Genomic DNA, 24,243 nt, shown 5'->3' with positions numbered 1-24,243 from the left:
ATGGGTCCTAAAGTCGACACCGTCGCCGACGATATCAAGCTGCCCGAACGCGCCGATGTGGTCGTGATCGGCGGCGGCATCATCGGCGTATCAACGGCGCTTGCGCTGCACGAAAAAGGACTGTCCGTCGCGCTGTGCGAGAAGGGGCACATCGCGGGCGAGCAGTCGAGCCGCAACTGGGGCTGGGTCCGCGTGACGAGGCGCGATCCTCGCGAATTTCTGCTGAGCATCGAAAGCCTCAAAATCTGGCGCACGCTCGACAGAATGCTCGACATCGACACCGGCTTCAACCAGTGCGGCATCCTGTACGTATCGAACGATGACGCCGTGCTCGAACGTCACCGTGACTGGCTAAAGCGCGCTCGTCAGATAGCAGGCGACGATGCCTTCGACACGCGCGAAGTGGACACGCATGAAGTCTCACGCCTGCTGCCCGGCGCGACGCAGACGTTCAAGGGCGGCATCTTCACGCCGGGCGATGCCCGCGCGGAACCGCAAAAGGCCGCGCCCGCCATCGCCAACGCGCTGCGACGCAAGGGCGTCAGTATTCTGACGCCGTGCGCGGTGCGCGGCATCGAGACGAGCGGCGGGCGGGCGAGCGCGGTCGTCACCGAACATGGGACGATTCGCTGCGATGCGGTCGTCGTAGCAGGCGGCGCATGGACGCGCTATTTCTGCGGCAATCTCGGCGTGGAGCTGCCGCAACTGCTCACGCGTGCGTCCGTGCTGCGTACCGAACCCCTCGAAGGCGGTCCCACGTGCAGCGCCAATAACGAGGAATTCGCGTTTCGCAAGCGGGCGGACGGCGGCTACACGGTCGCGTACGGCCTGCGTACGCACGCCGATCTGACGCCCGATTCGTTCCGCCTCTTCTTCAAATACATTGAAGCATTGAAGAGTCAGATGGGCGCGCTACAGATCCAGATCGGCAAGCGCTTCTTCGACGAACTCAAGCGGCCGCGCCGCTGGGCGCTCAACGAATCGACCGTTTTCGAACATGTTCGCACGCTCGATCCGGACCCCGTGGTGCCATACGTCGACAAGGGTCTCAAGGCGTTCACCGAAGCGTTTCCGCAGTTGTCGGGCGCACGCATCGCGCAGCGGTGGGCCGGCTACATCGACGTGACGCCGGACGCGATCCCCGTCATCTCCGAAGTCGCGCGCGTGCCGGGCATGTTCATCGGCACCGGTTTCTCGGGACACGGCTTCGGAATCGGGCCGGGCGCGGGCCGGCTGATGGCCGACCTCGTCAACGGCGACGCACCGCTCGTCGACCCGCACGCGTTCCGTCTTGGGCGCTTCAGCGACGGCTCGAAAATCACGATCGACGCGGGATTCTGATAAGCGAGGACCGATAGCACATGGAATTGCACCTGGACAAAGTGGCGATGGTGTCGGGCGCGAGCCGCGGCATCGGACGCGAGATTGCGCTGGAACTGGCGCGGCGCGGTTATAGGCTGTCGCTCGGTCTGCGCGATATGCACGCTTACGATGGCGTGCCCGATGCGTTCCTGCATCCCTACGAGGCGCGCGATCCCGAAGCCGCCCGCGCCTGGGTGGATGCGACGATCGCGCGCTTCGGGCGCATTGACGTGCTGGTGAGCAACGCGGGCATCTGCCGCATGATCGACTTCGATACCGGCACCGATGCGCTCCTGACCGAAACCTTCGAGATCAACGTGAACGCACCTTTCCGGCTCGCGCAGGCGGCGCTGCCGCATTTGCGCCGTGCAGGAGCCGGACGCTTCGTGCAGCTTGCGTCGCTTTCCGGTAAACGCGTGAAGAACCTGAACGTCGGCTATCAGATGTCGAAGCACGCGATGGTGGCGCTCACCCATGCGGTGCGCCGTGCGGGTTGGGACGACGGCGTGCGGGCGACCGCGGTATGCCCCGGCTTCGTCAACACGGACATGGCCGCAGCCATCGCCGATATTGAACCGATGGCGATGACGCAGCCGCAAGACCTGGCGCTTCTGGTGGTGAATACTATCGAGTTGCCGAATACGACGAGCCTGGCGGAACTGCTCGTTAATTGCCGCTATGAGGAGACGCTTTAGCGGCCGCCTGCGCTTCTTGAGCTAAAGCCAAGCAACGGTGGCCTGGCTGCCTGCCTGCGTGCAATCGCTGACGCCTATGAGTGTCCGGCGCCCTGCGTGATGAATTCGACGTACTGCTCGACAGACCGAGCACGGTAATCGATCGGCGTAGCGCCCAGATACATAACGAGAGCATGGTCGCGCGTACTTGCCGTCGCATAGACCTGTGCGCCCAGTGCGCGTGCCAGTTGTACCGAGACATGTCCTGCCCTCTACTGATAATCGCTGAACCGCGAGGTGGGCTCTTCTACCGTCGAAGTTGGCGTAAAACCCGGCACGTTCGCGCGAAACTGATTGAGCAAACCATTGTCGACCTGCGAAAATCCCTTCAACTGGAGCTGCATGAGCGCCCGCGTGCCGGTACTCGGCGACGTCGCGGAGCTCGTGGCATTGGTGTACTTCTCAAACGCGACCCCGAATGACCAGCAATCGGCGTCGTACTGAACTCCGAGCAGGCCGGCAATCAGACGGTGCGTGCTCATGTCGTAATTGACGCGCGCAACACTCACCACATTACGCGCAAGCGGCCATTGCCCCGAAACAATGAACTGATTGACCGGCTGGTAATCGAGCGTGCTGTTGGCGCGCGTGTAGCGGTACGCCACATTCAGCACCTGATGTGCGCCGGGAGCCCAACCAAAGCCGGCTTCCGCATGCGTGAGGTAATGATTGGCCTGACTGTACTCAACGGCCTGCTCCGCGCTGAGATTCGGCCCAACCTTGTACGACGCACCCAGAATGATTCCGGTACGCGCAACGGTACTGATCGCGTCGTCCGACTGCAGCGTCACACGCGGCGTGCGAAAGTCATATTGTTCAGCGAGCACGAAGCGGGCGCGCTCTTCGCCGCTCGCGGGGTCGATGAAACGCGTGGTCAATGCTGCCGTCGCCCGATTCGCATCGGACACTCTGTCGTTGCCGACAAAGCTGTTTGCCATGAAGAGCTCGGCGAGCCCGAAGTCCGCTGTGGCGGTGTCAAATAGCGGAACATAGGATTGGTTGCGATAAGGTGTGTACACATAAAACAGACGCGGCTCTAGCGTCTGAATGTACGACTGCCCGAAAAGTCGCACGCTTCGTTCGAAGCGCATGCCCGAATCGAGGCTGAACGTCGGCACGTTGACACTGAACGATTTCGCCTCGCCTGCAGGCACGTCCGATCCGATAGACGTCAGATCATATGCGGCGAAATGCCATGCGAGCTTCGGCGTGATGAACCAGCCCGGCCGCTCGATCGGATAGCTCACGTAAGGGTTGAAAACGAAACGATTGCCCTGCGTCATATCCGACGACGAGATCGTGAAGCGTGTCGCATCCGTTTCCGCGCCGATGTCGAAGCCGGCCACGTTATAGCGCGCGTACCGTACATTGACCTGCGGCTCGCGGTTGTACGTCGAGTCACTGGAGAACGACTGCCAGCGCTGCTCCCGAGCCAGTACGGTCCACGGCCCGTCGGAATAGGTCAGTCCGGCTTCCTGCTGGTATAGGGTGGTTGAACCCGTCGGAAAGGCGACGCCGGAGGCGAGATCGGTCACCACCGTGGAATCGGAGACGCGGTTGTAATTGACGTATGCGCCAAAGCCCGAGCCGAAGCTCCAGTTGTCCTTGAGCGCAATCGAATAGCGCTGCGTCCTGGTAATCGCATCGTGCGGCAAAAACGCCACGGACAGGGAGCCCGAATCGTTGGGGCGCAAGTAACGGTATTCCGCTGTGAGCATCGCGCCCCGGCGCGTCATGATGCGCGGCGTCAGCGTGAGATCGTAATTGGGCGCGAGGTTGAAGTAGTACGGGAGCGCCACGTCTACACCATTGGTCGAACTCATCGAGAAAGTTGGCGGCAGCAGGCCGCTGCGTCGCGCGCCCGACAGCGGAAACGAAAGCCACGGACTCGCGAGCAGCGGTATGCCCTGAAAGAACAGCACGCCGTTATGAGCGATACCCTCGTCAGTGCCTGTGTCGATATCGAACTCGGACGCGTTCACGTACCACGCCGGCTGCGATTCGCATTGACAGGTGCTGTACGTGCCGTGATGCACGACCGAGCGCTCCTTATCCACGAGATCGATACGCCGGGCGCTGCCCCAACCTCCGGTCAGATGGAACCGGTACTTTGGCACGCTGATATAGCCTTCATTCGCGTCCACGTAGAAATGTGCGTCAGGTCCAGCGAACACGTTGCCATCTCGAACAAGCTGAACGTTGCCATAGGCATCGACCTTGTCGACATCGACGTCGTAATGCAACGCGTCGCCCTTCACGATCGACACGTTGCGCCGCAATTGCGCGTGTCCCTTGAGCGATACGTCGGTGTCCGTCGTGGCCGTGACAGAGTCGGCGAACGCCGAGATTGCCGGCCGATCTTCCGCGCGCATGGGCTGCTCGGTCAGTTGCGGCGCGAGCCGCAGTCCCCATGGGCCATCCACCGATTCCGGCTGTGCCGAGGCGCCGCTCAATTGCGCGTGACCGGCAAGCGGTATGTAGCCGGCGGTGAAGAGCATCAGGGAAACGAGCGGCCTTAAGCGAAAGCGCCGAAATACACTGCGTAGTTTCAAAAGAGGTAACGATAGGAAAGAATGAAGGACGCAGCGATGCGAGAGAAATCGCGGCGATGCCGGCAATGTGCCCGCAACGTGGCGCCCATGTGCCAACAAACGGCGCGGCGTTATTGCAGCGTCGTGCCGCCGGCGCGAGGCTCCTCCGCAGCCACGACGCCGCCAAGCGCTTGCAGCAGAAAGGGAATCTGGTCGGCGGGCAATGAGAAGGACAGTCCCGCATTCGCCGATAGATGAAAGCGGATCACCACCATTCCCATGCCGTTCAGCCTGCCGACTTCCCAGCCCTGGCACTGCAGCGCGAAGCCCATCTGCTGATCGTTATGGGCTACGCGGTCGGCGTGTTCTATTGCATTGGGCAGCGCCACAAGCAGATCGTTAAGTACCGAGCGATGCAACGCGGCCGTGGGCTGATTGCCGTGAATCAGAAGGTACTGGCCATCGGCAGTTAACTGCATGTCGGTAATCGAATTGAGCAAGAAAGCCGAAATGTCAGACACGGGTTGCGTCCTCTGCCATAGCGCAGGCTCGCTCCACGGTGCCGACCTCATGACGCGATGCATCGCGGCGAACCAACAGCGACACCATAGCGAGGCGCGCGGAAAAGATCGGCGACGAACTGACGCGCAAGATTGCCGCAACCACTGCCGGTGAAAAATATTCCATCATGACCAACCCTCCAGATCGCGTTATGCGGGTGGCGCAATCGCCGATCTGACAATAGCAGCGTGAATGCGCCGCCGGGTTACACGCGCCCTACGCTTCCTTCATCTGTGTAACGCACAATTTCTACGCCTGTCGCACAAGTCCTCCCGCAGCCGCCTGCCGCCGCATCGTATGGCGCATCGGCCATAAGGGGCGGAAAGTTTTCAGTAACGTCAGGCACGGCACACGTCCCTATACTTCGCGCTTTCCAGAGCCAAAGACCGCCGTTTCGAAAGCGTTGCTTGCCTTCGAGCGTTCTCATCTGCGCTTTGTGCGCTGTATCAGGACCAGAAACCCAAGATGAATTTTCGAGCCTTAACCAGCCGGCTAGCAGGCGCGCTTTCGTTCGCCGGCATTACGCTGGCAACGAGCCCGGCTCACGCCGCGGAGCCGTTCGTCGTGCAGGACATCAAGATTGAAGGCTTGCAACGCATCGAACCCGGCACCCTCTTCGCCTACCTGCCGATCAAACAGGCAGAAATGTTCACAGAAGATAAGGCTTCCGAAGCAATTCGCGCCTTGTACGCCACCGGCTTCTTCAACGACGTACGCATCTCCACGGAAGGCAACGTCGTTACAGTGCATGTGCAGGAACGCCCAGCAGTGGGAACGATCGACTTCGCGGGTATTCACGAGTTCGACAAGGAAAATCTGACGAAGGCGCTGCGCGCTGTCGGCTTGTCGCAAGGCCGCTCCTACGACAAGGCACTGGTGGACAAGGCGGAACAGGAATTGAAGCGCCAGTATCTGACGCGCGGCTATTACGCCGCTGAAGTCACCACGACGTTTACTCCAATCGACCGTCACCGCGTCGCGATCCTCTTCTCCGTGGCCGAGGGACCGAGCGCAAAGATCAGGCAGATCAATTTCATCGGTAATAGCACATTCGATACGAACACGTTGCGCGACGAAATGCAGCTGTCCACGCCGAACTGGTTCTCGTGGTACACGAAAAACGATCTATATGCAAAGGACAAGCTCACCGGCGACCTCGAGCACGTACGCTCGTACTACCTGAATCGCGGCTACCTGGAGTTCAACATTGAGTCGACACAGGTATCGCTGACGCCGGACAAGAGGGAGATGTACCTGACGGTCACGTTGCACGAGGGCGAGCCATACACTATTTCGTCCATCAAACTGGCGGGTAATCTGCTCGACCGTGAAAGTGAACTGACCAGGCTCGTCAATATCAAACCTGGCGAGCGCTTTTCCGCTGAAAAGCTGCAGGCCGCGACCAAGGCGGTAGTAGATAAGCTTGGCGAATATGGGTATGCGTTCGCCACGGTGAACGCACTGCCGAAGATCGATCAGCAGCACCATACGGTCGATCTCACGTTGCAGGTGGACCCAAGCCGCCGCGTGTACGTGCGTCATATCAACGTCACCGGTAACACCCGCACGCGCGACGAAGTGGTACGCCGCGAAATGCGTCAACTGGAGAGTTCGTGGTTCGACTCGAACCGGTTGATGTTGTCGAAAGACCGCGTGAATCGTCTGGGCTATTTTACCGATGTGGATGTGACCACCGTGCCGGTAGAAGGATCGTCGGACCAGGTGGATGTGGACGTCAAGGTCAACGAGAAGCCCACCGGCGCTATTACGCTCGGCGCGGGATTCTCATCCACCGACAAAGTCGTGCTTTCGGCCGGCATTTCGCAGGACAACGTATTCGGCTCCGGCACGAGTCTCGCTCTGAATGTGAACACGGCAAAGACTTACCGTACGCTTTCCCTCACGCAAACCGACCCCTACTTCACCGTGGACGGCATCAAACGTATTACGGATGTGTACTACCGCACCAGCTATCCGCTTTACTACTACACCGACACGAGTTTTCGCATTGTCACCGTGGGCGCTGATCTGAAGTTCGGTATTCCGTTCTCCGAAGCGGACACTGTCTATTTCGGTTTGGGACTAGAGCAGAACCGGTTGCGCACGGATTCCTCGACGCCACAGAGCTACAAAGACTACGTTGCCGAATTCGGCAACGTAGTCAACAACGTGCCGATAACAGCAGGCTGGGCACGTGACAATCGCGACAGCGCACTCGTGCCGAGCCGCGGCTACTTCGTGCAGGCCAATAGCGAAATTGGCACGCCGGCTGGAGGCACCGAGTACTACAAGACCGACGTTCAGGCCCAGTACTATTACTCGTTCTCGCGCGGCTTCATTCTGGGTATGAATCTTCAGGGCGGTTACGGCAATGGATTTGCCGGCAAGGCGTATCCGATCTTCAAGAACTATTACGCGGGTGGGATCGGCTCGGTGCGCGGCTATGAATCGGGATCGCTGGGTCCGACCGACAAAACAACGGGCGATCCGATCGGCGGCTCGCGAATGGTGGTGGCCAACGTCGAAATGACATTCCCATTGCCCGGCACAGGATGGGACCGGACATTGCGCGTGTTCACCTTCCTCGACGCCGGCAATGTATGGGGCAACGAGGGTAACAGTACGGGCGCCAATGGCTTGCGCTACAGCTATGGCGCGGGCCTCGAATGGATATCGCCGATTGGCCCACTCAAACTTTCGCTCGGCTTCCCGGTTGTCAAGCACGCTACCGACAAGTACCAGAAATTCCAGTTTCAGATCGGCACATCGTTCTAATGTTAAGGGCGCGAAAGCCGGGCTGACAAAGCAGCCCGGCTTCTCTCGCAACAACACACTCAGCTATAAGTGGTCAGAAGCGGTGAATAACGCCCACGCCGAAAGCGAACTGATTGCCTGTGGACGAAGGCGCGGAATTGTAGCCGTCACCAAGCGTCGCGGTCGCGTCGATGATTTGCCCAGCGCCGTTGGTGCCGAGCGTCTTACCCTTCGCGTGCTGATAGGCTTCCAGTGCATACAGGCCAGTACGCTTAGACAACGAATAGTACTGGGACAGGTTGAACTGGTGATACTGCGCGCTGTCCTCAATGCCGTTCGCACGGGTAGCGCGCGTGTAGCTGTAGCCCGCGCCGAAGTCCCATGCAACTAGCGGCTTCCAGTGCAACACGAGACCACCCGTATTGAAGATCGCCGTGTCGTGGAACTTCGAACCCGTGCCCGGAATGTATTGAACATTCGAGTACGTGGCCGTGACGTCCCACGCGCTATTGAACGTATAGCCGCCACCCACCGCGAAACGCTGCTGCGCCTGTGCGGTCTGATAGCCATTCGTCAGCGCCGATACCCCGATCTGCGAGCCGCCGTTCGTGGTCGTCGAATCCGCGCCCCAGGTGCCGCCGCCCAACGTCGAGTTATTGATGCGCGAGAAGCCGACCGCAAGGCCGATCGGACCCAACGCATATTGCGCCGCCGTCGACCACGTCGAGCCGCGGTTCGTGCTGCCCGCAACGCCGCCGAGCGAATAGGAACCGCTGACAGTCAATCCGTACAGCTTGGGCGAGGTGTACTCCAGCGTGTTATTTGCACGGTAAATCGTATCCAGCCCGTCGATGTCGCCAGGATGCGCACCGTAGTAGCCGGTGAGCCACGTTGTCGGGCTGTAGGGTGAGAGCATCTGGTAGTACGACGCATACTGGCGTCCCGCCGTGAACGTGCCGTACGCCGGGTTGGTCACACCGACCCACGCCTGGCGACCGAACATCGCGTTGGTGTACTGCTGTGCCCCCGTGCCCGAGTTAAAACCCGATTCCAGCTGGAAAATGGCCTTGGTATTGCCGCCAAGATCTTCCCCGCCTTTCAGACCGAAGCGGCTTCCAGCCCACACCCCCGGCGCGAGCTTGACAGCGGATTTGCCCCCGCTCGTCGAGCCGAGCGTAGAAGTCTGATTGCTGGTGTAGGAAAGGCCGTTATCGACGATACCGTACAACGTCACGCTGCTTTGCGAGAGGGCCGGTACGGAGGCCGTCACTGCTGCACCGAACAGCACGGCGTCAATTCGCCTAAGACTTATTTTCATTCTCCAGATCTCCAGTTGCTACGTCTTTGTTGAAATGCTTTTTTGCGTCACTGCTCGCGGCGGTTGGACAAAACCGCCGCGTTACTGCGCTTGTCTTTCGAACTGGCGTTTCACTGTCAAAGCGAGCGGCACAGTAAAGAAGATGTGCGACATGAATCCGCCGATGATCACCGCGGGGTCGTAGTAATTTGGGTGGTTGTCCGAAGCGATCATGATGGCCACGTGCATGACGATCCACGCGAGCACCGCATAGCCGAGGGCTACCAGCGTCGCTTCAACGCCGCGTCGGCGGAAGTACGGCCAGATCGCGGCGAACAGCACGCCCCAGGCAATCGCGAATACGAAGTGAATGCCTGTTCCCACCACATAAGCCCACACGCCAATCGACTCCTGCACAGCCTTGCCGAACACAAGGCCCGTTGCGTTGCGCGGAATGCCGGCAAGCGGCATCAGATGCTGTGCACCCACCCATATCAACGCCTCGTAGATCCAGATAATGACTGCGCCGAGCAATCCGCCCGCAACACCGGCGCGAAGCATTGCCTGCCGGCTTGGCCATATCCACGCGGATGGCAGATCTGTCCGGTTCAGCTCGCTTCTGCTTACATTCAAATTGCCCACGTCTACCCCCTTTGTGAGCGCGCCGAAAAGCGCGCTCTGCCATCACACCGGATGCGCGAGCGGGCGCACAAGCGAAGGCCACCAGCTCTCGCAGGACTCAGGAATGCCGACTTATGCGTCGGCAACCGGACTACTGATGAAGCGCAGCGCAAGCCGGTTCATCATGATTGCAACGGCCGCGATGAGCGCGGGCCAATTGGATAGGTGGGAGGAAGTCTCAAAACCGTCCTCGTCACCCTCTTGGGATACGAAGATAGAAATTACACAGAATTTTGAAAAGTACGGGTAAACGTGTGACGGTTGGCGAATCGTCGGCGTGAAAGCCATGTGGATGCCCTTCCACTATCTTTCGTCCGCGTTTAAAACCGCATCGAGCCGGGCTGAGTTGGTATCCCAATTGCCGCCCGCGATTGCGCAGATGCAAAAGCGAAACACCCCGGGCGATAAACAGATTGGATGCCTTCGAAACTAACTAGCAAGTTGCTATTTCGCGCGTGGTGCCGTGAGTTTTGCGTGGCTACACTCGACAGCATCCAATGATGCCGATGACGATGAACGAAACGACACAGCAGGCTATCGTTCAGACCTTACGCGAGAAGATCGTGGCAGGAGAACTGTGGGCGGGCAAATGCCTGCGAGGCTTTTGCATTTGATCGCGGCCGCCGCATGACGTACCGCACATCGCCGGTTCGGTTCAGGAGGGCGGCAACTGCGCGGGCATCTGAGCCATATTCGACGAGGCATGCACAAATGCTCGCGCGAAGGAAACGGCGCGCGTAGTTGCGCAAGACCTGTTCAATCTTGCGCGACTACGCGCGTCCCGGCTTGTCGCCGATACTGGCAGCGCAACGCGTGCTGAGTTGGCCGAATCAGAACTTGTGACGGATACCGACGATCGCAAGCGCTTGCGAATCGGTGCCGTTGTAGCCATACGAACCGATCGAAGCCTGGGCGTCCTGCGTCGTGCCATCCGCGAGCCGTTGCGTGCCGCTCGCGTGCTGGTAAGCCGCAACTGCGTAAAAGTCGGTGCGCTTCGAGATGTTGTAGTCCGCGCCGATGCTGACCTGGTGGTAATGCGCGGAAGTATCGCCGGATGCCGCCGTGTACGCATAGCCGACGCCCGCGACCAGTGCCGGCGTAGCCTGGTACGCAACGAACGCCTTACCGCTGTTGTACTTCTCGGTACTTGTAAAGGTCGACGAGGCGTCGCCCTTCAATTGCGTGTTGCTATACAAAGCGCCGAGCGTCACGGGACCGATCACGTATTGGCCGCCAACCTGCGCGATGCTGACCGACTTTGCCGTCACGTAACCGTCGTTGATATGGCTGTCGAAGATCGAATCCGTCGTGCTGCTCGCCCAGCTCGTGCGCGCACCGGTCGCCGACGCATTGGTCGCACGCAGGTAGCCGCCGGCGAGCGAGAACGGACCGTTGGAATACGACACCGCGCCGCTGTAGGTGTAGCCCTGACCCGCCTGGCCCGCGACGCCGCTGAATGCATACAGGCCTTCGAACTGCAGGCCGCCGTAGGTCGGCGACACATATTTGACCGCGTTCGATACACGAGCGCTGTTGTCGTTGTTGTCGACGTCGCCCGGCGTCGCGAAGGCGGACCCGAAGAAATTATCTGCCGTGACGCCCTGCACCATGTCAACGATCGGATCGTACTGGCGGCCTGCCGTGACCGTACCCCACGTAGCGCCGGTCAGCCCGACGAATGCCTGCCGTCCGAACTCGCGCGAACCCTGACCGAGCTTACCGGTACCGACGTCGAAGCCGTTTTCCAACGTGAAGATTGCCTTCAGCCCGCCGCCGAGCTCTTCCTGCCCCTTCAGGCCCCATCGGTCGCCGCTCAGGTTGCCGTTGAGCATGCCGGTGAGGTTGCTGCCGGAATCGGCGTTATGTACGTAGCCGATGCCGGCGTCGATCACGCCATACAAGGTCACGCTGTTCTGTGCATGCGCGGATCCTGCCGCGACCAGCAGTGCGAGAGACGCCGAAGTCAATGCTGTCTTTTTCATACTTGTTCCTTCTATTGAAGTTCCGATAAAGGCATTACGGGTTCGCAGCATACATTGATCAATTGAAATTTCAATAAAAGTGTTTGCTAATCAATACACAGTTAGCACGCCCAAATAAAACAAATAATTAAGGGCTATGTGCGAACACATAGCCCCGAGTCCGGCGCAACACCTTCTCTGCGTGGAGTCGTGGAGAAAGAACCGAACGTGGCGAATTTAGTGATCGGCAAGCGCGGCGTCAAGTCGCCATGGAATAACTTTCCTTGCTTAATCTTTCAGATGCCAATCAAGCGGGTTTTATTATTTTGAATTATTAAATCATCTTTCCATTTCTACTTCCGGGTGCCGATCGTTGGGAAGGTCAATGACAGCCTATCGCGCAGCCCAGTAAGCCGAAAACACCGGCAATGCCAACGCCCGCGCCCAGACCGAAGGTCTCGAGCGAGGTCGCGCATCCCTGCAAACTGAACAGTATCGTCACGGCTGGAATCAGTATGATCCGGCGGATGCTGTGCCGCATTGCACTGTTTGCGTGAGTGGTATCGATCATCTTTCTCCTCGTCTCGTGGCTCACAAACAACGCGAGTGTAGCGAGCTCGTGGTGGCGCAAACCGTCGAATACTCAGTGGGAAAGCGGCGGCAGTTACAAAATCTTGCGTCGGCGAGGCGCCGCCGCTCACTCGACTCGGCACCATCAAGCGGTAATGGTTTTGCCGTAGCCGTCCATCAGCGCGCATGGCGATGAAATCACCTAGACTTTTCTATATGCGCGACGAAGACGGAGGCGGCTATGCGCGACGAAACCGCAGCTTGGCAAATGGTCGAGTACGAGGGCTTCGAGATTCACGTGGAGCCGCTCCTTAAAAATGCGCCGGGCGAAGTTAATGCGTCCAACGCGGTGGAGAACCGCTACACGTATGTGGGCTACGTTTGTCATCCGGGCATCGATCCGACGATTCCGGGACATGCGGTGCGGTTTCACGCGGACGGCGAAGAAAGTTTCGGCAGCAAAGAGGAGGCCCTCGGCGAGGCCGTGCACGTTGGGCGCAGCATCGTCGACGGCACGCATCCTGATCTTACCGTGCTGCCCCTCGTCACCGGCGGTGTCTGACGCGTGCGACGCATGCAACTGTGGTCAGCCGACAGAGCCACCACGTGCAGGTCCAGCTGCGCACGGCGCGGGAAGCCGATCTTCGGTAAGTGCGTCAGTTCAAGACGTTGGACGCTGTCATCCGGGCCGCTGGTGAAATCGGCTTTGAAGTGCGCACGATCGGCATAGCGCCGCACGAGTCGTTGCACTCGCCTTCGTAAACCGCTTACTTCGGCGACGTCTGCGACGACGTTTTTGCATCCGCCGGGCCAACGCCTGCGTAAGTCCTTATGGATCCCAGCAGATCCGTCCCCGCACAGTTCTCACCGGAGTCCTAGCATGCGTACCGCGCTTATTTTCATGGGTTATGCCATCGCCCTCACCGCCGTTCCCGTTTCTCAAGCTCACGCGGATATGTCCGCGCGCGACGACGTTAACTCGCCGCTTAATACGCTCGCGCTGACTCCCGACGCGCCGCTCGGCAGTGAGTATCCGACGCACGGTAACCGGCAGGCCGGCGAACTGCCGCTCAAGGTCACGGATCCCCGCGCCCAGTTGTCCAACGGGCTGCCTAACAACCCGCAATCGGGCGGATACGGCAGCCCGCTCGCGGGGGTTCACCCGCTCGATAACCGGTAATACGCGAACACCCGTTGGCGGCTTGTCACGCGGTCGCGCAGCACAACCGTCTGCCGATCCGCGCGCGAGGCAGTCCACCGCCTCACCGCCCGCTGTTGCCCGCGATCAGTCGTGCGGCAACCTGGCGACGGTGAGCGGATCCGGCTTATCGTCGCAGTACTTGCGAAGCGCCGATTCGAATACCGCGTTGTCTTGCGCGGCGCGCGCAAACAGCGTCATCGACGAACAGAATTTCCGATTGTCCGGGTAGCCGAAGATCTCATCCAACGTCTTGCCTTCGATACCGTTGACGATTGCCGTGCACTCTCGCAGACGTGGACCAAGCAGCGGATGCGCGAGATAGGAGCGCGCCTCGTCGAGCCCGGAGATCGCGTAGCGCTGCGCGGTCGGGCTGCTGCCGATTCCCTCTATTTGCGGAAAGATGAACCACATCCAATGGCTGCGCTTGTCGCCAGCGCGTAGTTCGTCCGTCACTTGGGCATACCCCGGTTGCTGCGCGTCCACGAAACGTTGCAAATCATATCGGTCGACCATAGCCATGCCTCCTTCGTGCGTGTCACGAGAAACGCCCGTCACAGAGTTTGATTGGAGGGCGGGCACGGTTTTTCGGCTAGTGCTTTCGCCCATGGATCCCAAGCATTACGAGTGCCCGACTTCGGCACGCCGAAACGCTTTCTGATTGACAGGTTCCAATGCGATGGCCTTGGCGGCGGCATGGTGACGTCCCGCCGGCGGCACCATAAAGCAAAATTAAGAACTGTTAATGCGCACATCAGGACTTTCAGGGGCCGCGTTCTGTAGTCTGTCGGCTTGAGACACTACAGCCGCCGCACGGCGCTGAACGATCAAGGAATCGACATGAACCTGCCCCGCCGGTCCGCTCGTCTGCGACGTGCCGCCTCGACCATATCGGGCGCTCGCCCGTGACGCGCTTTTCGCCGACCGATGCCGCGCTGCTCTTCCTGCGCGTGAGCGCGAGCGTCCTCGTGTTGCTGGTGCATGGCTTGCCGAAAGCCTTGCACTACTCGCAGGAGTTAAACGCGATCGACGATCCGCTGCACATGGGTAAGACGCTGACCTTCTGGTTCGCGCTTTTCGCCGAAGTGGCTTGCCCGCTTCTGATGATCGCCGGCATCGCGACGCGGCTCGCCGCATTGCCGATTCTGCTTGTCACGGCGATCGCACTCGGCTTCGTGCATCGCGAATGGACGCTCTTCGAAGCCCAGTTCGCGTGGATGCTTCTGATTCTGTTCGGAACCGTCGCCATCGGCGGCGCGGGACGTTACCGGATCGCCATGCGTCCGCGAGCACCCTCGCGCGGACAAGCCTGACGCGCGCCGCATCATTTCCCAGCCCCGACCACGCCATGCCCCAGACGACACTCACGCGCGACGCATCCGCCCCAGCACTCGACCATCTGCCGGGTGAGGACACCTGGCTCGCGTCGATCGCGGGATACGTCGACACACTCGGCTTTATCGCTCTGTTCGGCCTTTTCACCGCACACGTCACGGGCAACTTCATCCTTATTGGCTCGGGGCTGGCAGGTGCCGGCCAAGGCCTGCTGATCAAATGGCTGGCGTTTCCCGCGTTTGTCTTCGGAATCATCGCGGCGCGCGTGCTGTACAACCTGTTGTCGCCGCGCAGTCACGGCACACGCGCGTTTGCGCTGTATGTGATGCAAGCCGCGCTGCTCGCCGGGTTCATGGTGGCAGGCGTCGTCGCTGCGCCCGTCACCAGTCCGGATACGCCGATTGCGATTGCCTGCGGCCTGCTCGGCGCTGCCGCGATGGGCGTGCAGAACGCGCACGGACGCCTGACCGCGCGCTCGGTCGTCGCAAACACGGTGATGACGGGCAACGTGACTCAAGCCGTGATCGACGCCTTCGACTTGCTGACTTCCCGGCGCGACATCAAGAGCCGTCAGACTGCGCGCACACGGCTCATGCGAACCCTGCCGCCCGTGGCCGGGTTCGCGATCGGCGCCAGTGCGGGTGCTGCGGGCTTTCTGATCGCCTCTTTCTGGGCGCTGCTTTTGCCGTTCGTGGCGCTATGCATACTCGCTTCGTGCGCGTGGCACGCGCGCGACCGCTGACTTGCGCTTTCAGAGCTGCGTGCCTTCGCTCGACGGGTTGACTGGCGTGCGTAGCGCAAACCAAAGTCTTGATCATTGCCCCGGATAGTGTCCCGCCGCGATGTCCTCGAGCAACGTCGGATGAACTGGCTCCCAACCGAGCAGCGAGCGTGTGTGGGCGCTCGACGCGGGGATGTCGGCACCGAAGAACATGCTGAGCCAGTCGAATCGCGACTGCGCCTGATCGGCGGGAATCGACTCGACCGGCACGTTCAGGAACCGGCCGAGCGCGCCGGCGATCTCGCGGGTGGCGACGCCTTCTTCGGCGACCGCGTGCAGGGCTGAGCCGGCCGGCGCCTTGTCGATCGCGAGGCGCACCAGCTTGCCGGCGTCCAGCCGGTTCACTGCGGGCCAGCGATTCTGCCCGTCGCCGATATAAGCCGACGCGCCGCTTTGGCGCGCGATTCTCGCGAGTACCGCGACGAATCCGTGATCCCCGCCGGCGCCATGCACCGTGGGTGCGAAGCGCACGACCATCGAACGGATGCCACGCTCGCGCAGCCCGAGCACATACGCGGCATTGGCGAGACGCGGATGACCGTCCGGGGCCGGCGTGTCGCTTTCGATGCCGACGCGCCCCGTTGCGAGGCCGAGCGTACCGGACGCGATCAGCAGCGGTCCGCCCGTGCCCGTCAGCACATCCGCGAATGTTTCGATGGCCGCGCGATCGGTCTGGGCTGCCGCTGCCATTTGCGAAAAGTCGTGGTTGTAGCCGAGATGCACGACGCCTTCGGCCATCGTGGCCGCGACACGCAGGCTGTCGAGATTGTCGAGGCTGCCGCGCACCACTTCCGCGCCGAGCGCGGCGATCTTCGCGGCAGCCTCATCGTTGCGAGCGAGGCCGAGCACATGATGACCGGCGTCGATGAGTTCCGTGACGCTCGCGGATCCGATCCAACCCGACGCGCCAGTGACAAGTATTCGCATGGCATGCTCCGTTGATGTCATTGAGTGACATCAGTATAGCGCTATGATGTCACACAGTGTCAACACGTTTTCTGGAAGGGATCATGGGTCGCTGGGAACCCAACGCAGAGCAGCGCTTTCTTGTCGCCGCGATCGAACTGTTCAAGGAAGTCGGTTTCGAGGGCACGACGGTGGCCGCCATCGCGCAGCGTGCCGGCCTGACGGCGCGTACGTTTTTTCGCTACTTCACCGACAAACGCGAGGTCCTTTTCAAAGGCTCCGAGCAGTTGCAGCAGACGATGGTGGATGCGCTCACACAAGCGCCGGCCGACGCATCGGCTATCGACGCGGTCGCCGCGGCTCTCGCAACCGCCGGCGAATTTTTCACCGGCGAGCGTCGACCTTACGCACGCGTGCGCCATGCGGTGATCGCCGCCAATCCAGAGTTGCACGAGCGGGAGTTGATCAAACTGGCGACGCTGTCAGGCGCACTCGCCGACGCCCTGCGCTTGCGCGGTGTGCAGGAGCCTGACGCGAGCCTCGTCGCCGAAGCGGGCATTGCGGTTTTCCGGGTCGCGTTTGGCCAATGGATTGCCGACGGCGAAGAGCGCGCATACGGTGAGATCGTGAGCGAAGCGCTTGTGCGATTGCGGACGCTGGCTTCACTCTGAGGCCACCTCGAAGTTCGCGGTCTTGCTCTATCCTTGCCGGCGCGTCAAAGGTACGCCGACGTGAACGCCATTCCCGCCGCTCGTTTTCGGAAACGAGCGCGGGCCGACCTCGTCAGGCACCACCTTCAGGAGCGTGGTGAGCCCGTAGCGAATAGTGATGACAGAAACGCCCGTCTATATCGAGACGATCAGGGCGCGCGCAACAACTCAAATTCCTTCAGATGACCCGATGGCAACTTGTCCCGTCCCGGGTCCGCGGGCAACTCAATACCATACTCACGCCTGACTACGTCGGAGATGAGTTCGTAGCAGCTACCAATCCGAACCACTTCAACTTCAGGAAACCGGAGGATGGTTGCCGACCGTTGATAGTGGTGATACTTGCGCAAGCCGTAGTTCAGGATGATATCGGCGGCCGCTTTGATCTCCGGCTCGATATCGTCGACACGAAACTTGGGGCCGCTTCCACTGAGGTTCGCGGACGAACCAAAAAGAGGTTGCACCGCTTCGCGGCTCAGGCGACAGAGTTCGTTGTAAATGGGACCCGCGTTCAGCAACATGGCGATGGTGCCATTTGCTGTACTTGCCTCGAGCAACTCGTCGTCGATCTTCTGAAGAAGCGGGTGGTCGAGGCGGCACGGTGCGATTGCACCAAGCGGCAAGTTGTAGTCGAGGGTGATCGACTCGATGATGTCCTGCGAACGTTTGTCTAGCGCATGAATCTCTCGTTGCGTGATTGCGTCGCCGAGGATGGCATTGCGCTTGTGGCTGCCTCGCTTCTTCGTGTCGAAGATTTTCTGCATGGCGGCCTTACTGCTGCCGACCATGCCGTATCCGACATCGTTTGGCCAGATTGCAATGCCTCCTCCAGAAACGACTTCAAAGACCCTGCGTACATCGCTTGCGATATCGATTCTCGGCATGCTCGTCTCCAATGTAAGAGATTCGTGAATGTTGTTCCATTGGTTGTACAAACCATTACGACATGGCGGACGCGCGTAGCACCGGCGGGACGCTGCACCGGCCCTGCGAGTCCATCAGCCTCAATCGTACTTCATGTCATAACATCTTTGTACATGGTAGTATACCTAGTACGCCATGCCAATACCCGCACATTTCTTTGCGCATGCGCTGCTACCAATGGAGGATTACCGCAATGAGTGTGACGACGCTCGATTCGAACACAGCACTAGTAGTCATCGATCTTCAGAAAGGCATTGCTGCCCTTCCCGTCATTCATCCGGTCGACCAGATTGCTGAGCGCGCCAATGCGCTTGCCGCGGCGTTTCGCAGCCGCGGGCTGCCGGTGGTACTGGTGAATGTCGCCGGTGGCGCGCCCGGTCGGGCAGAGTACGCCCACAATACGGCCGACTTCCCCACCGACTGGACCGATCTGATTCCGGAACTTACCCGTGACGCGGAAGACCATCTCGTTACCAAGCAGACCTGGGGCGCTTTCCCGGGTACGGCGCTGGAGTCCTGGCTTCGTTCTCAGGGCGTGACGCAAATTGTCCTCGCCGGCATCGCCACGAGCATCGGTGTCGAGTCAACGGCACGTGAGGCGCACGCTCTTGGCTTCAACGTAACGTTGGCAGTCGATGCGATGACCGATCTGAGCGCAGAGGCCCATGACAACAGCGTTTCCCGCATCTTCCCCTGGCTCGGAGAAACCGGTACGAGCGAGGAAATCCTGGCTCTCGTGCAGAAAGCAGAATCCTGAGGGGTAGCCCCTTTAAGTAGCTGGCCGGAGGGAAAGAAGGCCGCGTTGCACTAAAAGACATCGCGGCCTTGGCTCAGCTACAACTCCTCGGGCCGTCCGTCAACTGAACAACCCTGCCGCCTCCATTCTCATCGGCTGACCAGCCTCGGATTCAGAGGCCGATACGATCCGATACGTGAAGCTGTCCGCCCGGAAAGTGGCCGTCATGCTTTGTATGGGTCGTCCAGTCGTGTCGGACACGAGGCGCTCCATGACAAACACGGGATCGCCCTTTTTCAGTTCGAGATGCTCGGCGACTTTTGCGTCGCACGCCTGAGCACGCATCTCCATTTCGGTCCGGGCGGCGCGCAGACCGCGAGTCGCCAGCTGGTCGAGCATGTTGGTCGCTTCCAGTGCCTCTTTTGTCAGAAGCGCCCCGATCGGCGCCGGCACCCGCGCAACAGTATGCAGAACCGGACGATCGTACCGGCGCCGCAAGCGCGCCACCTCGAGAACGGGTTCGCTGGCGTCGACCTGCAAGCGTTGCGCTTCGTCCGCACTTGGCATCTTCCAGACGTAGGAAAGCACGTGGGCCACAGTGCCACGTCCGATCTCCAGGATCGACGGAAGGTCCTGGTCGATAGCCATGGTCGTAGATGCAACCAGCGGAGCAGCGACTCTGGCAGGCCGTCCCCGGCCGCGCTCGATCAACCCGGCTCGTTCGAGGTCATCCAGCGCCCGTCGCACGGTAATGCGACTGACTCCGTACTGCTTCTCCAGCTCCTTCTCGGTAGGAAGCACGGTTCCCGGCGCGAGTTTGCCGCGCTGGATCGCCTCCACCAGGGCCTGATGCACGCGCGCGTAGAGAGGGCCTTCTTTGGGTTCTGTCATATCGCTAGCCACGCTTAAAGAAGTCATATTACCTCTCCGCCACATAGACTGCCAACGCCGGTTGTCCTGCCTACCGAGAAAGAATATTTCTCATGGTAAACACTTCCAACTAGATATAACAACGACTTGCATCTAGTCATAACACGTTATACAGTAAAAGCACGCTGGCACCACCGGAGAAGAAATTGGAAGCAGTCAACAAGCTGCGAAAGCAGCTGGAGTCGAAGGAGCTTATCGTTGCTCCTGGCGCGTGGGACGGCATAAGCGCCCGCCTCATCGAACAGGCGGGTTTTCCCGTCGCCTATATGACGGGCGCCGGTGTTGCCGCGGCGAACGGCTATCCGGATTTCGGGCTGGTCACCCTGACCGAAATGACGGCGGCCGCGCGGACCTTGACGCGTTCGGTGTCGATTCCTGTTATCGCCGACGCGGACACGGGGTTCGGGAACGCCCTGAATGTGCGCCGTACGGTCCAGGAATATGAAAAATCCGGCGTCGCTGCCATCCAGATCGAAGACCAGTTGTTCCCGAAGCGCTGTGGTCATCTGGAAGGAAAGGAACTGGTCCAAACGACAGAATTCGTCGAAAAAATTGCGGCCGCCGCCGCCGCACGTGGCGAAGGCGGGATGTTGATCGTTGCGCGCACCGATGCTCGCGCTGTGACGGGGCTGGACGATGCGATCGAGCGTGTGAACCGGGCACTTGATGCGGGCGCCGACATCGCTTTCGTCGAGGCTCCGCAATCGGTCGAAGAGGCTGCGGCCATTGCTCGCCGAGTGAATGGCCCGTGCCTGCTCAACCTTGTCCCGGGCGGCAAAACGCCCAATATTCCTTTGAAAGACGTTGCAGAACTCGGCTTCCGTATTGCGATCCTGCCTGGGCTGCTGCTCACCAGCATGATGGGCGCCGCAGATCTCGCACTCTCGACCGTACGCAACACGGGTCGCGTCGAGGTGCGTCCCGACGCGCTTCCTATCCGCGATTTGTTCAACCGGCTCGGTGCGCTCGAATGGCAGTATCCGGCTGCGTCTGCCACCGGTCGTGACGGAGCAAGATAATGGCGCAGACACTGTTCGACCGGATCTGGGATGCTCACGTCGTCACTGACCTGGGCGGCGGCTGGGCGCTTCTGGCAATTGACCGCCATCTCCTCCACGACCTTTCCGGCCCCGGAGGTTTTGAAACGCTCGCTGCGCGTGGACTCCCCGTGAGCCGGCCCGACCTCTCGTTCGCGACGGCGGACCACGCGGTCAGTAGCGCCCCGCACCGTACCGGCGAGACGAACCCGGCGGGCGCAAAGCTGTACGCGAGCCTGCGCCGCTACTGCGACAGCGCGTCCGTTCCCTTCTACGACCTGGGCAAAGCGGGTCAGGGCATTGTTCACGTGATGGCACCGGAAATGGGCCTCACGCTGCCCGGTACGACTATCGTGTGCGGCGACAGCCATACCTGCACGCATGGCGGCCTGGGCGCACTCGCATTCGGTATCGGATCATCGGAGCTGGCACACGTACTGGCAACCCAAACCGTTCGCCAGAAGAAGCCCCGTCAGATGCGTATCACTTACTCGGGTGCGCTGGCCAAAGGCGTGTTCGCCAAAGACCTCGCTCTCCATGTGATTGCAAAACTGGGTTGCTCAGCCGGCGTGGGTTACGCCATCGAGCACTCTGGGCCAGCCCTGAAAAGGCTGAGCGTCGAGGAGCGACTGACGTTGTGCAACATGTCGGTGGAGCTCGGCAGCAAGATTGCCTTCTGCCCACCCGATGACGTGACCTTCGACTTTCTCCGTGGCCTGCCCTACGCACCTGCAGGTGACGAATTCGAGCATGCCGTCAGCGAGTGGCGCAAGCTCCGCTCCGACGACGATGCGCACTTCGACATCGAAGTCAGCATTGACCTGAGCGACGTGGAGCCGATGGTGACCTGGGGCACGACTCCGGAGCACGCGTTAGCCGTTACGTCGGCAGTTCCCGATCCGACGGACAGCACCGACGCTGAGCGCCGCAAGGGTGTCGAAGCCGCACTTGAATACATGGGTCTTTCCGGCGGGCAATCGCTGGCAGGCACCAGCGTGGACTGGGTGTTTATCGGTTCGTGCGCAAACTCCCGCATTTCCGACCTGCGCGAAGCGGCGTCGATCGTGCGAGGCAAGCACGTCGCGCCCAGTGTGCGGGCATGGGTCGTTCCCGGCTCCCAGCGGGTCAAGGAGATCGCCGAGGCCGAGGGCCTCGCGGACGTATTCCGCAGCGCCGGCTTCGAATGGCGCGAGCCTGGATGTTCGATGTGCGTCGCCGCCAATGGCGACGTCGTGCCGCCCGGCCAGCGCATTGTCAGCACATCTAACCGCAACTTTATCGGCCGTCAGGGACCGGGCGCGCGCACGCACCTGGCGAGCCCCGCAACGGCTGCGGCTGCCGCGATTGCAGGGGCCATCGTCGATCCAAGAAGGGGTTAAGCCATGGAACGCTTCCAGACTGTCAGCGGCCCCGCAGCTCCCCTGCTGCGGCGCGACGTCGATACAGACATCATCATTCGCATTGAAAGGCTGACCGGGCTGCCCAAGGATCAACTCGGCCAATACGCTTTTGAAGTCTGGCGTGGACCCGAGTTCGTCCTTGATCGGGAGCCCTTCATCGGAGCGCCGATTCTGATTGCAGGCGCGAACTTCGGTTGCGGTTCATCGCGTGAAGCCGCCGTGTGGGCATTGCAGGGTTTGGGACTTCGGGTCGTCATTGCCCCGTCGTTCGGCGAAATCTTCATGTCCAACTGCTTCCAGAACGGCGTGTTGCCGGTCGCGCTCCCCGAACAGCAGGTCGCAAATCTTGCAGAGCAGGCACAGAGCGGCGCAGCAGTCACTGCGGACCTCGACACCTGCGTCATCACGGCTCCCGATGGAACATCGTTTCCATTTCAGGTAGACCCCGTACGGCGCGAGATGTTGATCGAAGGAGCCGATGAAATGTCGCTCACTCTTCGCAGACAAGACCTCATCCGCCAATGGCAGGCAGACGACGCACGTCGTCGTCCCTGGGTCTACGTCGGGTCACGCTCAGCTGACTAGCTGTTGAACTCGATGCTCAGAACTACTACGGAGACAGAAATGAAAGGCAAGAAGGGAATTCTGGTTGCGATATGGCTGCTGCAGGTCGTCAACTATATCGATCGCGTCGTCCTCGGCTTTGCAGGACCCGCGATGATGCAGACACTTCATCTCAACCCGCAGACATTCGGCGTCATCCTGTCGGCGTTCGCTGTGGGTTACCTCGTATCGCAGATGCCGGGAGGTTGGCTCGCTGACCGCTTCGGCACACGAGTCGTTCTGGTCGTCGCACCGCTCTTCTGGGCATTGCTGACTGGGCTGACGGGGCTATTTACCGGAGTTGCGATTCTCGTCTTCGTGCGCTTTGCATTTGGTGTGTCCGAAGGATTGTCAAACCCTGCGATCTACAAGCTTGTCGGCGACACGTTCGACGAGCGTGAGCGTGCCCAGGCGGTTGCCTGGTGGGCCACGGCCATCGCGGCAGCGCCCGCCCTGTCCGGCCCGCTCGTCGGGACACTGCTCACCTCGTTCGGCTGGAAGGCGGTGTTCGTCATGCTCGCCGCTCCGGCAATCGCGATCGCTGTGCTGAACAGTGTGCTGCTTCCCAAAAGAGCAGAAGTGGAGCGCGCTGTCGGCACGACCGACGAAGTCAGAATCCCGTTCCGGACTCTGGCGCAACAACCGGCGCTCTGGCTGATCAGCGGAGTCTTCTGCTTCTGGAACGCCGCGTACTGGGGCCTACTCGGCTGGATGCCAAGCTATCTCGCGCTCGAACGGCACATCGACCTGAAATCCGCTGGGATGCTCGGTGGCATTCCGTATGTCTTCGGCGTGATCGGGCTGATTGTGACCGGCTGGCTTGGCCGTGGCCCCATGCTCAAGCAACGACCTCAGCTTCTTAGCGGTATCAACCTGCTCGGCGCCCTTTGCCTGTTCGCCGCCTATTACAGCAACACGCTTCAGTTGTGTATTGCTGGCTTGTGCGGTGCTGCGTTCTGCATCTACGGCGGTCTTGGCACATACGGCACCCTTGTGCTGGATTTCGCGCCGAAAGAAGCCCGCGCCGCCTACGCGGGGATCGTGGCAACCGTGGGCATGATCGGTAGCGTACTCGCCCCGCTAGTGATCGGAACACTCGTGAAGGACACGGGCACATTTGCGAGCGGGTTCGGCGCAATGATGGCTTCGCTGTTCGTTGCTGGCTGCTGTGGTTTCGCGTTGGTCAAGCATGCGCCTGCGCGCTTGCAACCAGTAACCGGCGCCTGAGCGCT

General features: G+C 60.6%; 23 protein-coding genes and 2 pseudogenes. 14 read left to right on the top strand and 11 right to left on the bottom strand.

The genetic code is table 11. The features are described 5' to 3' along the window. Together ACTJLB_RS27145 and ACTJLB_RS27140 are read left to right on the top strand one after the other, a co-directional pair. On the top strand, nt 1-1,341 hold the full coding sequence (locus tag ACTJLB_RS27145) for an NAD(P)/FAD-dependent oxidoreductase (RefSeq protein ID WP_440785131.1): 1,341 nt from the start codon (nt 1-3) through the stop codon (nt 1,339-1,341). 20 nt (nt 1,342-1,361) lie between these two features. Continuing rightward, nucleotides 1,362-2,057 carry an SDR family NAD(P)-dependent oxidoreductase gene (locus ACTJLB_RS27140; RefSeq protein WP_440785129.1) on the top strand — a complete coding sequence of 232 codons (696 nt, stop codon included), beginning with the start codon at nt 1,362-1,364 and terminating at the stop codon, nt 2,055-2,057. Between the two features lie 83 nt (nt 2,058-2,140). On the opposite strand, the pseudogene ACTJLB_RS27135 reads toward ACTJLB_RS27140, so the two are convergent. The 3 genes and pseudogenes from ACTJLB_RS27135 to ACTJLB_RS27125 form a co-directional block, all read right to left on the bottom strand. Continuing rightward, nucleotides 2,141-2,302: pseudogene (locus ACTJLB_RS27135) on the bottom strand (quinone oxidoreductase); the annotation flags it as partial. 6 nt (nt 2,303-2,308) lie between these two features. Next, entirely contained in the window at nt 2,309-4,594 is a 2,286-nt protein-coding gene (locus tag ACTJLB_RS27130) for an LPS-assembly protein LptD (RefSeq protein ID WP_440785127.1), read from the bottom strand. A gap of 164 nt (nt 4,595-4,758) precedes the next feature. Continuing rightward, nucleotides 4,759-5,148, bottom strand: coding sequence for a hypothetical protein (locus tag ACTJLB_RS27125; protein WP_440785126.1), 390 nt, complete (start codon nt 5,146-5,148; stop codon nt 4,759-4,761). 505 nt (nt 5,149-5,653) lie between these two features. Here ACTJLB_RS27125 and bamA point away from each other — a divergent pair. After that, nucleotides 5,654-7,963: an outer membrane protein assembly factor BamA gene (bamA, locus tag ACTJLB_RS27120; protein ID WP_440785124.1), complete on the top strand. Its 2,310-nt coding sequence runs from the start codon at nt 5,654-5,656 to the stop codon at nt 7,961-7,963. A gap of 73 nt (nt 7,964-8,036) precedes the next feature. Here bamA and ACTJLB_RS27115 read toward each other — a convergent pair whose 3' ends face one another. Both ACTJLB_RS27115 and ACTJLB_RS27110 read right to left on the bottom strand, forming a co-directional pair. Further along, nucleotides 8,037-9,260, bottom strand: a complete 1,224-nt coding sequence (locus tag ACTJLB_RS27115) for a porin (RefSeq protein WP_408130627.1) — start codon at nt 9,258-9,260, stop codon at nt 8,037-8,039. Nucleotides 9,261-9,341: 81 nt separating this feature from the next. Next, nucleotides 9,342-9,800, bottom strand: coding sequence for a hypothetical protein (locus ACTJLB_RS27110; RefSeq protein ID WP_408130626.1), 459 nt, complete (start codon nt 9,798-9,800; stop codon nt 9,342-9,344). Nucleotides 9,801-10,432: 632 nt separating this feature from the next. Between ACTJLB_RS27110 and ACTJLB_RS27105 the strand changes: the two are divergent. Then, nucleotides 10,433-10,516, top strand: a pseudogene (locus ACTJLB_RS27105) (GntR family transcriptional regulator); the annotation flags it as partial. Nucleotides 10,517-10,750: 234 nt separating this feature from the next. On the opposite strand, the gene ACTJLB_RS27100 reads toward ACTJLB_RS27105, so the two are convergent. Then, nucleotides 10,751-11,902: a porin gene (locus ACTJLB_RS27100; RefSeq protein WP_440785121.1), complete on the bottom strand. Its 1,152-nt coding sequence runs from the start codon at nt 11,900-11,902 to the stop codon at nt 10,751-10,753. A gap of 361 nt (nt 11,903-12,263) precedes the next feature. Beyond that, entirely contained in the window at nt 12,264-12,452 is a 189-nt protein-coding gene (locus ACTJLB_RS27095) for a hypothetical protein (protein ID WP_440785119.1), read from the bottom strand. Nucleotides 12,453-12,692: 240 nt separating this feature from the next. On the opposite strand from ACTJLB_RS27095, the gene ACTJLB_RS27090 reads away from it, so the two are divergent. Next, on the top strand, nt 12,693-13,013 hold the full coding sequence (locus ACTJLB_RS27090; RefSeq protein ID WP_020067585.1) for a hypothetical protein: 321 nt from the start codon (nt 12,693-12,695) through the stop codon (nt 13,011-13,013). 318 nt (nt 13,014-13,331) lie between these two features. Next, nucleotides 13,332-13,631, top strand: coding sequence for a hypothetical protein (locus ACTJLB_RS27085; protein WP_440785118.1), 300 nt, complete (start codon nt 13,332-13,334; stop codon nt 13,629-13,631). A gap of 105 nt (nt 13,632-13,736) precedes the next feature. Here ACTJLB_RS27085 and ACTJLB_RS27080 read toward each other — a convergent pair whose 3' ends face one another. Next, nucleotides 13,737-14,165 (bottom strand): DUF1810 domain-containing protein, encoded by a 429-nt coding sequence (locus ACTJLB_RS27080; protein ID WP_440785117.1) that lies wholly within the window; start codon nt 14,163-14,165, stop codon nt 13,737-13,739. 389 nt (nt 14,166-14,554) lie between these two features. Here ACTJLB_RS27080 and ACTJLB_RS27075 point away from each other — a divergent pair, with 389 nt between their 5' ends. Both ACTJLB_RS27075 and ACTJLB_RS27070 read left to right on the top strand, forming a co-directional pair. Beyond that, nucleotides 14,555-14,962, top strand: a complete 408-nt coding sequence (locus ACTJLB_RS27075; protein WP_440785116.1) for a DoxX family protein — start codon at nt 14,555-14,557, stop codon at nt 14,960-14,962. A 35-nt stretch (nt 14,963-14,997) separates the two neighbouring features. Next, entirely contained in the window at nt 14,998-15,726 is a 729-nt protein-coding gene (locus ACTJLB_RS27070; protein ID WP_440785114.1) for a YoaK family protein, read from the top strand. A gap of 72 nt (nt 15,727-15,798) precedes the next feature. Here ACTJLB_RS27070 and ACTJLB_RS27065 read toward each other — a convergent pair whose 3' ends face one another. Then, nucleotides 15,799-16,692 (bottom strand): SDR family oxidoreductase, encoded by an 894-nt coding sequence (locus ACTJLB_RS27065; protein ID WP_408130621.1) that lies wholly within the window; start codon nt 16,690-16,692, stop codon nt 15,799-15,801. 83 nt (nt 16,693-16,775) lie between these two features. Here ACTJLB_RS27065 and ACTJLB_RS27060 point away from each other — a divergent pair, with 83 nt between their 5' ends. Next, the gene (locus ACTJLB_RS27060; protein WP_087750727.1) at nt 16,776-17,342 is read left to right on the top strand and encodes a TetR family transcriptional regulator; all 567 of its coding nucleotides are present in this window, start codon (nt 16,776-16,778) and stop codon (nt 17,340-17,342) included. A 188-nt stretch (nt 17,343-17,530) separates the two neighbouring features. On the opposite strand, the gene ACTJLB_RS27055 is transcribed toward ACTJLB_RS27060, so the two are convergent. Beyond that, nucleotides 17,531-18,265: a Sua5/YciO/YrdC/YwlC family protein gene (locus ACTJLB_RS27055; RefSeq protein ID WP_204521314.1), complete on the bottom strand. Its 735-nt coding sequence runs from the start codon at nt 18,263-18,265 to the stop codon at nt 17,531-17,533. A 233-nt stretch (nt 18,266-18,498) separates the two neighbouring features. On the opposite strand from ACTJLB_RS27055, the gene ACTJLB_RS27050 reads away from it, so the two are divergent. Further along, nucleotides 18,499-19,062 carry an isochorismatase family protein gene (locus ACTJLB_RS27050; protein WP_088176289.1) on the top strand — a complete coding sequence of 188 codons (564 nt, stop codon included), beginning with the start codon at nt 18,499-18,501 and terminating at the stop codon, nt 19,060-19,062. 99 nt (nt 19,063-19,161) lie between these two features. Here the strand turns inward: ACTJLB_RS27050 and ACTJLB_RS27045 are convergent, their stop codons facing one another. Next, the gene (locus tag ACTJLB_RS27045; protein WP_204521312.1) at nt 19,162-19,959 is read right to left on the bottom strand and encodes a GntR family transcriptional regulator; all 798 of its coding nucleotides are present in this window, start codon (nt 19,957-19,959) and stop codon (nt 19,162-19,164) included. Between the two features lie 158 nt (nt 19,960-20,117). On the opposite strand from ACTJLB_RS27045, the gene ACTJLB_RS27040 reads away from it, so the two are divergent. From ACTJLB_RS27040 to ACTJLB_RS27025, 4 genes are read left to right on the top strand one after another with little or no spacing between them, the layout of a single operon-like run. Then, a complete protein-coding gene (locus ACTJLB_RS27040) occupies nt 20,118-20,990 on the top strand; it encodes an isocitrate lyase/PEP mutase family protein (RefSeq protein ID WP_408174012.1) in 873 nt (290 codons plus the stop codon). Beyond that, nucleotides 20,990-22,387, top strand: coding sequence for a 3-isopropylmalate dehydratase large subunit (leuC, locus tag ACTJLB_RS27035; protein ID WP_440785112.1), 1,398 nt, complete (start codon nt 20,990-20,992; stop codon nt 22,385-22,387). Before ACTJLB_RS27040 ends, leuC begins: the two co-directional genes overlap by 1 nt. Before the next feature lie 3 nt (nt 22,388-22,390). Next, entirely contained in the window at nt 22,391-22,993 is a 603-nt protein-coding gene (gene leuD / locus ACTJLB_RS27030) for a 3-isopropylmalate dehydratase small subunit (protein WP_440785110.1), read from the top strand. Nucleotides 22,994-23,032: 39 nt separating this feature from the next. After that, complete coding sequence (locus ACTJLB_RS27025; protein WP_440785108.1) at nt 23,033-24,238, top strand: MFS transporter; 1,206 nt, start codon at nt 23,033-23,035, stop codon at nt 24,236-24,238. The last annotated feature ends 5 nt before the right edge of the window (nt 24,239-24,243 follow it).

Source organism: Paraburkholderia sp. 22098 (assembly GCF_052045935.1).
Classification (GTDB): Bacteria; Pseudomonadota; Gammaproteobacteria; order Burkholderiales; family Burkholderiaceae; genus Paraburkholderia; species Paraburkholderia caledonica.
The sequence above is the reverse complement of the archived record's forward strand: the minus strand, read 5'-3'. Positions and strand labels throughout refer to the sequence as shown.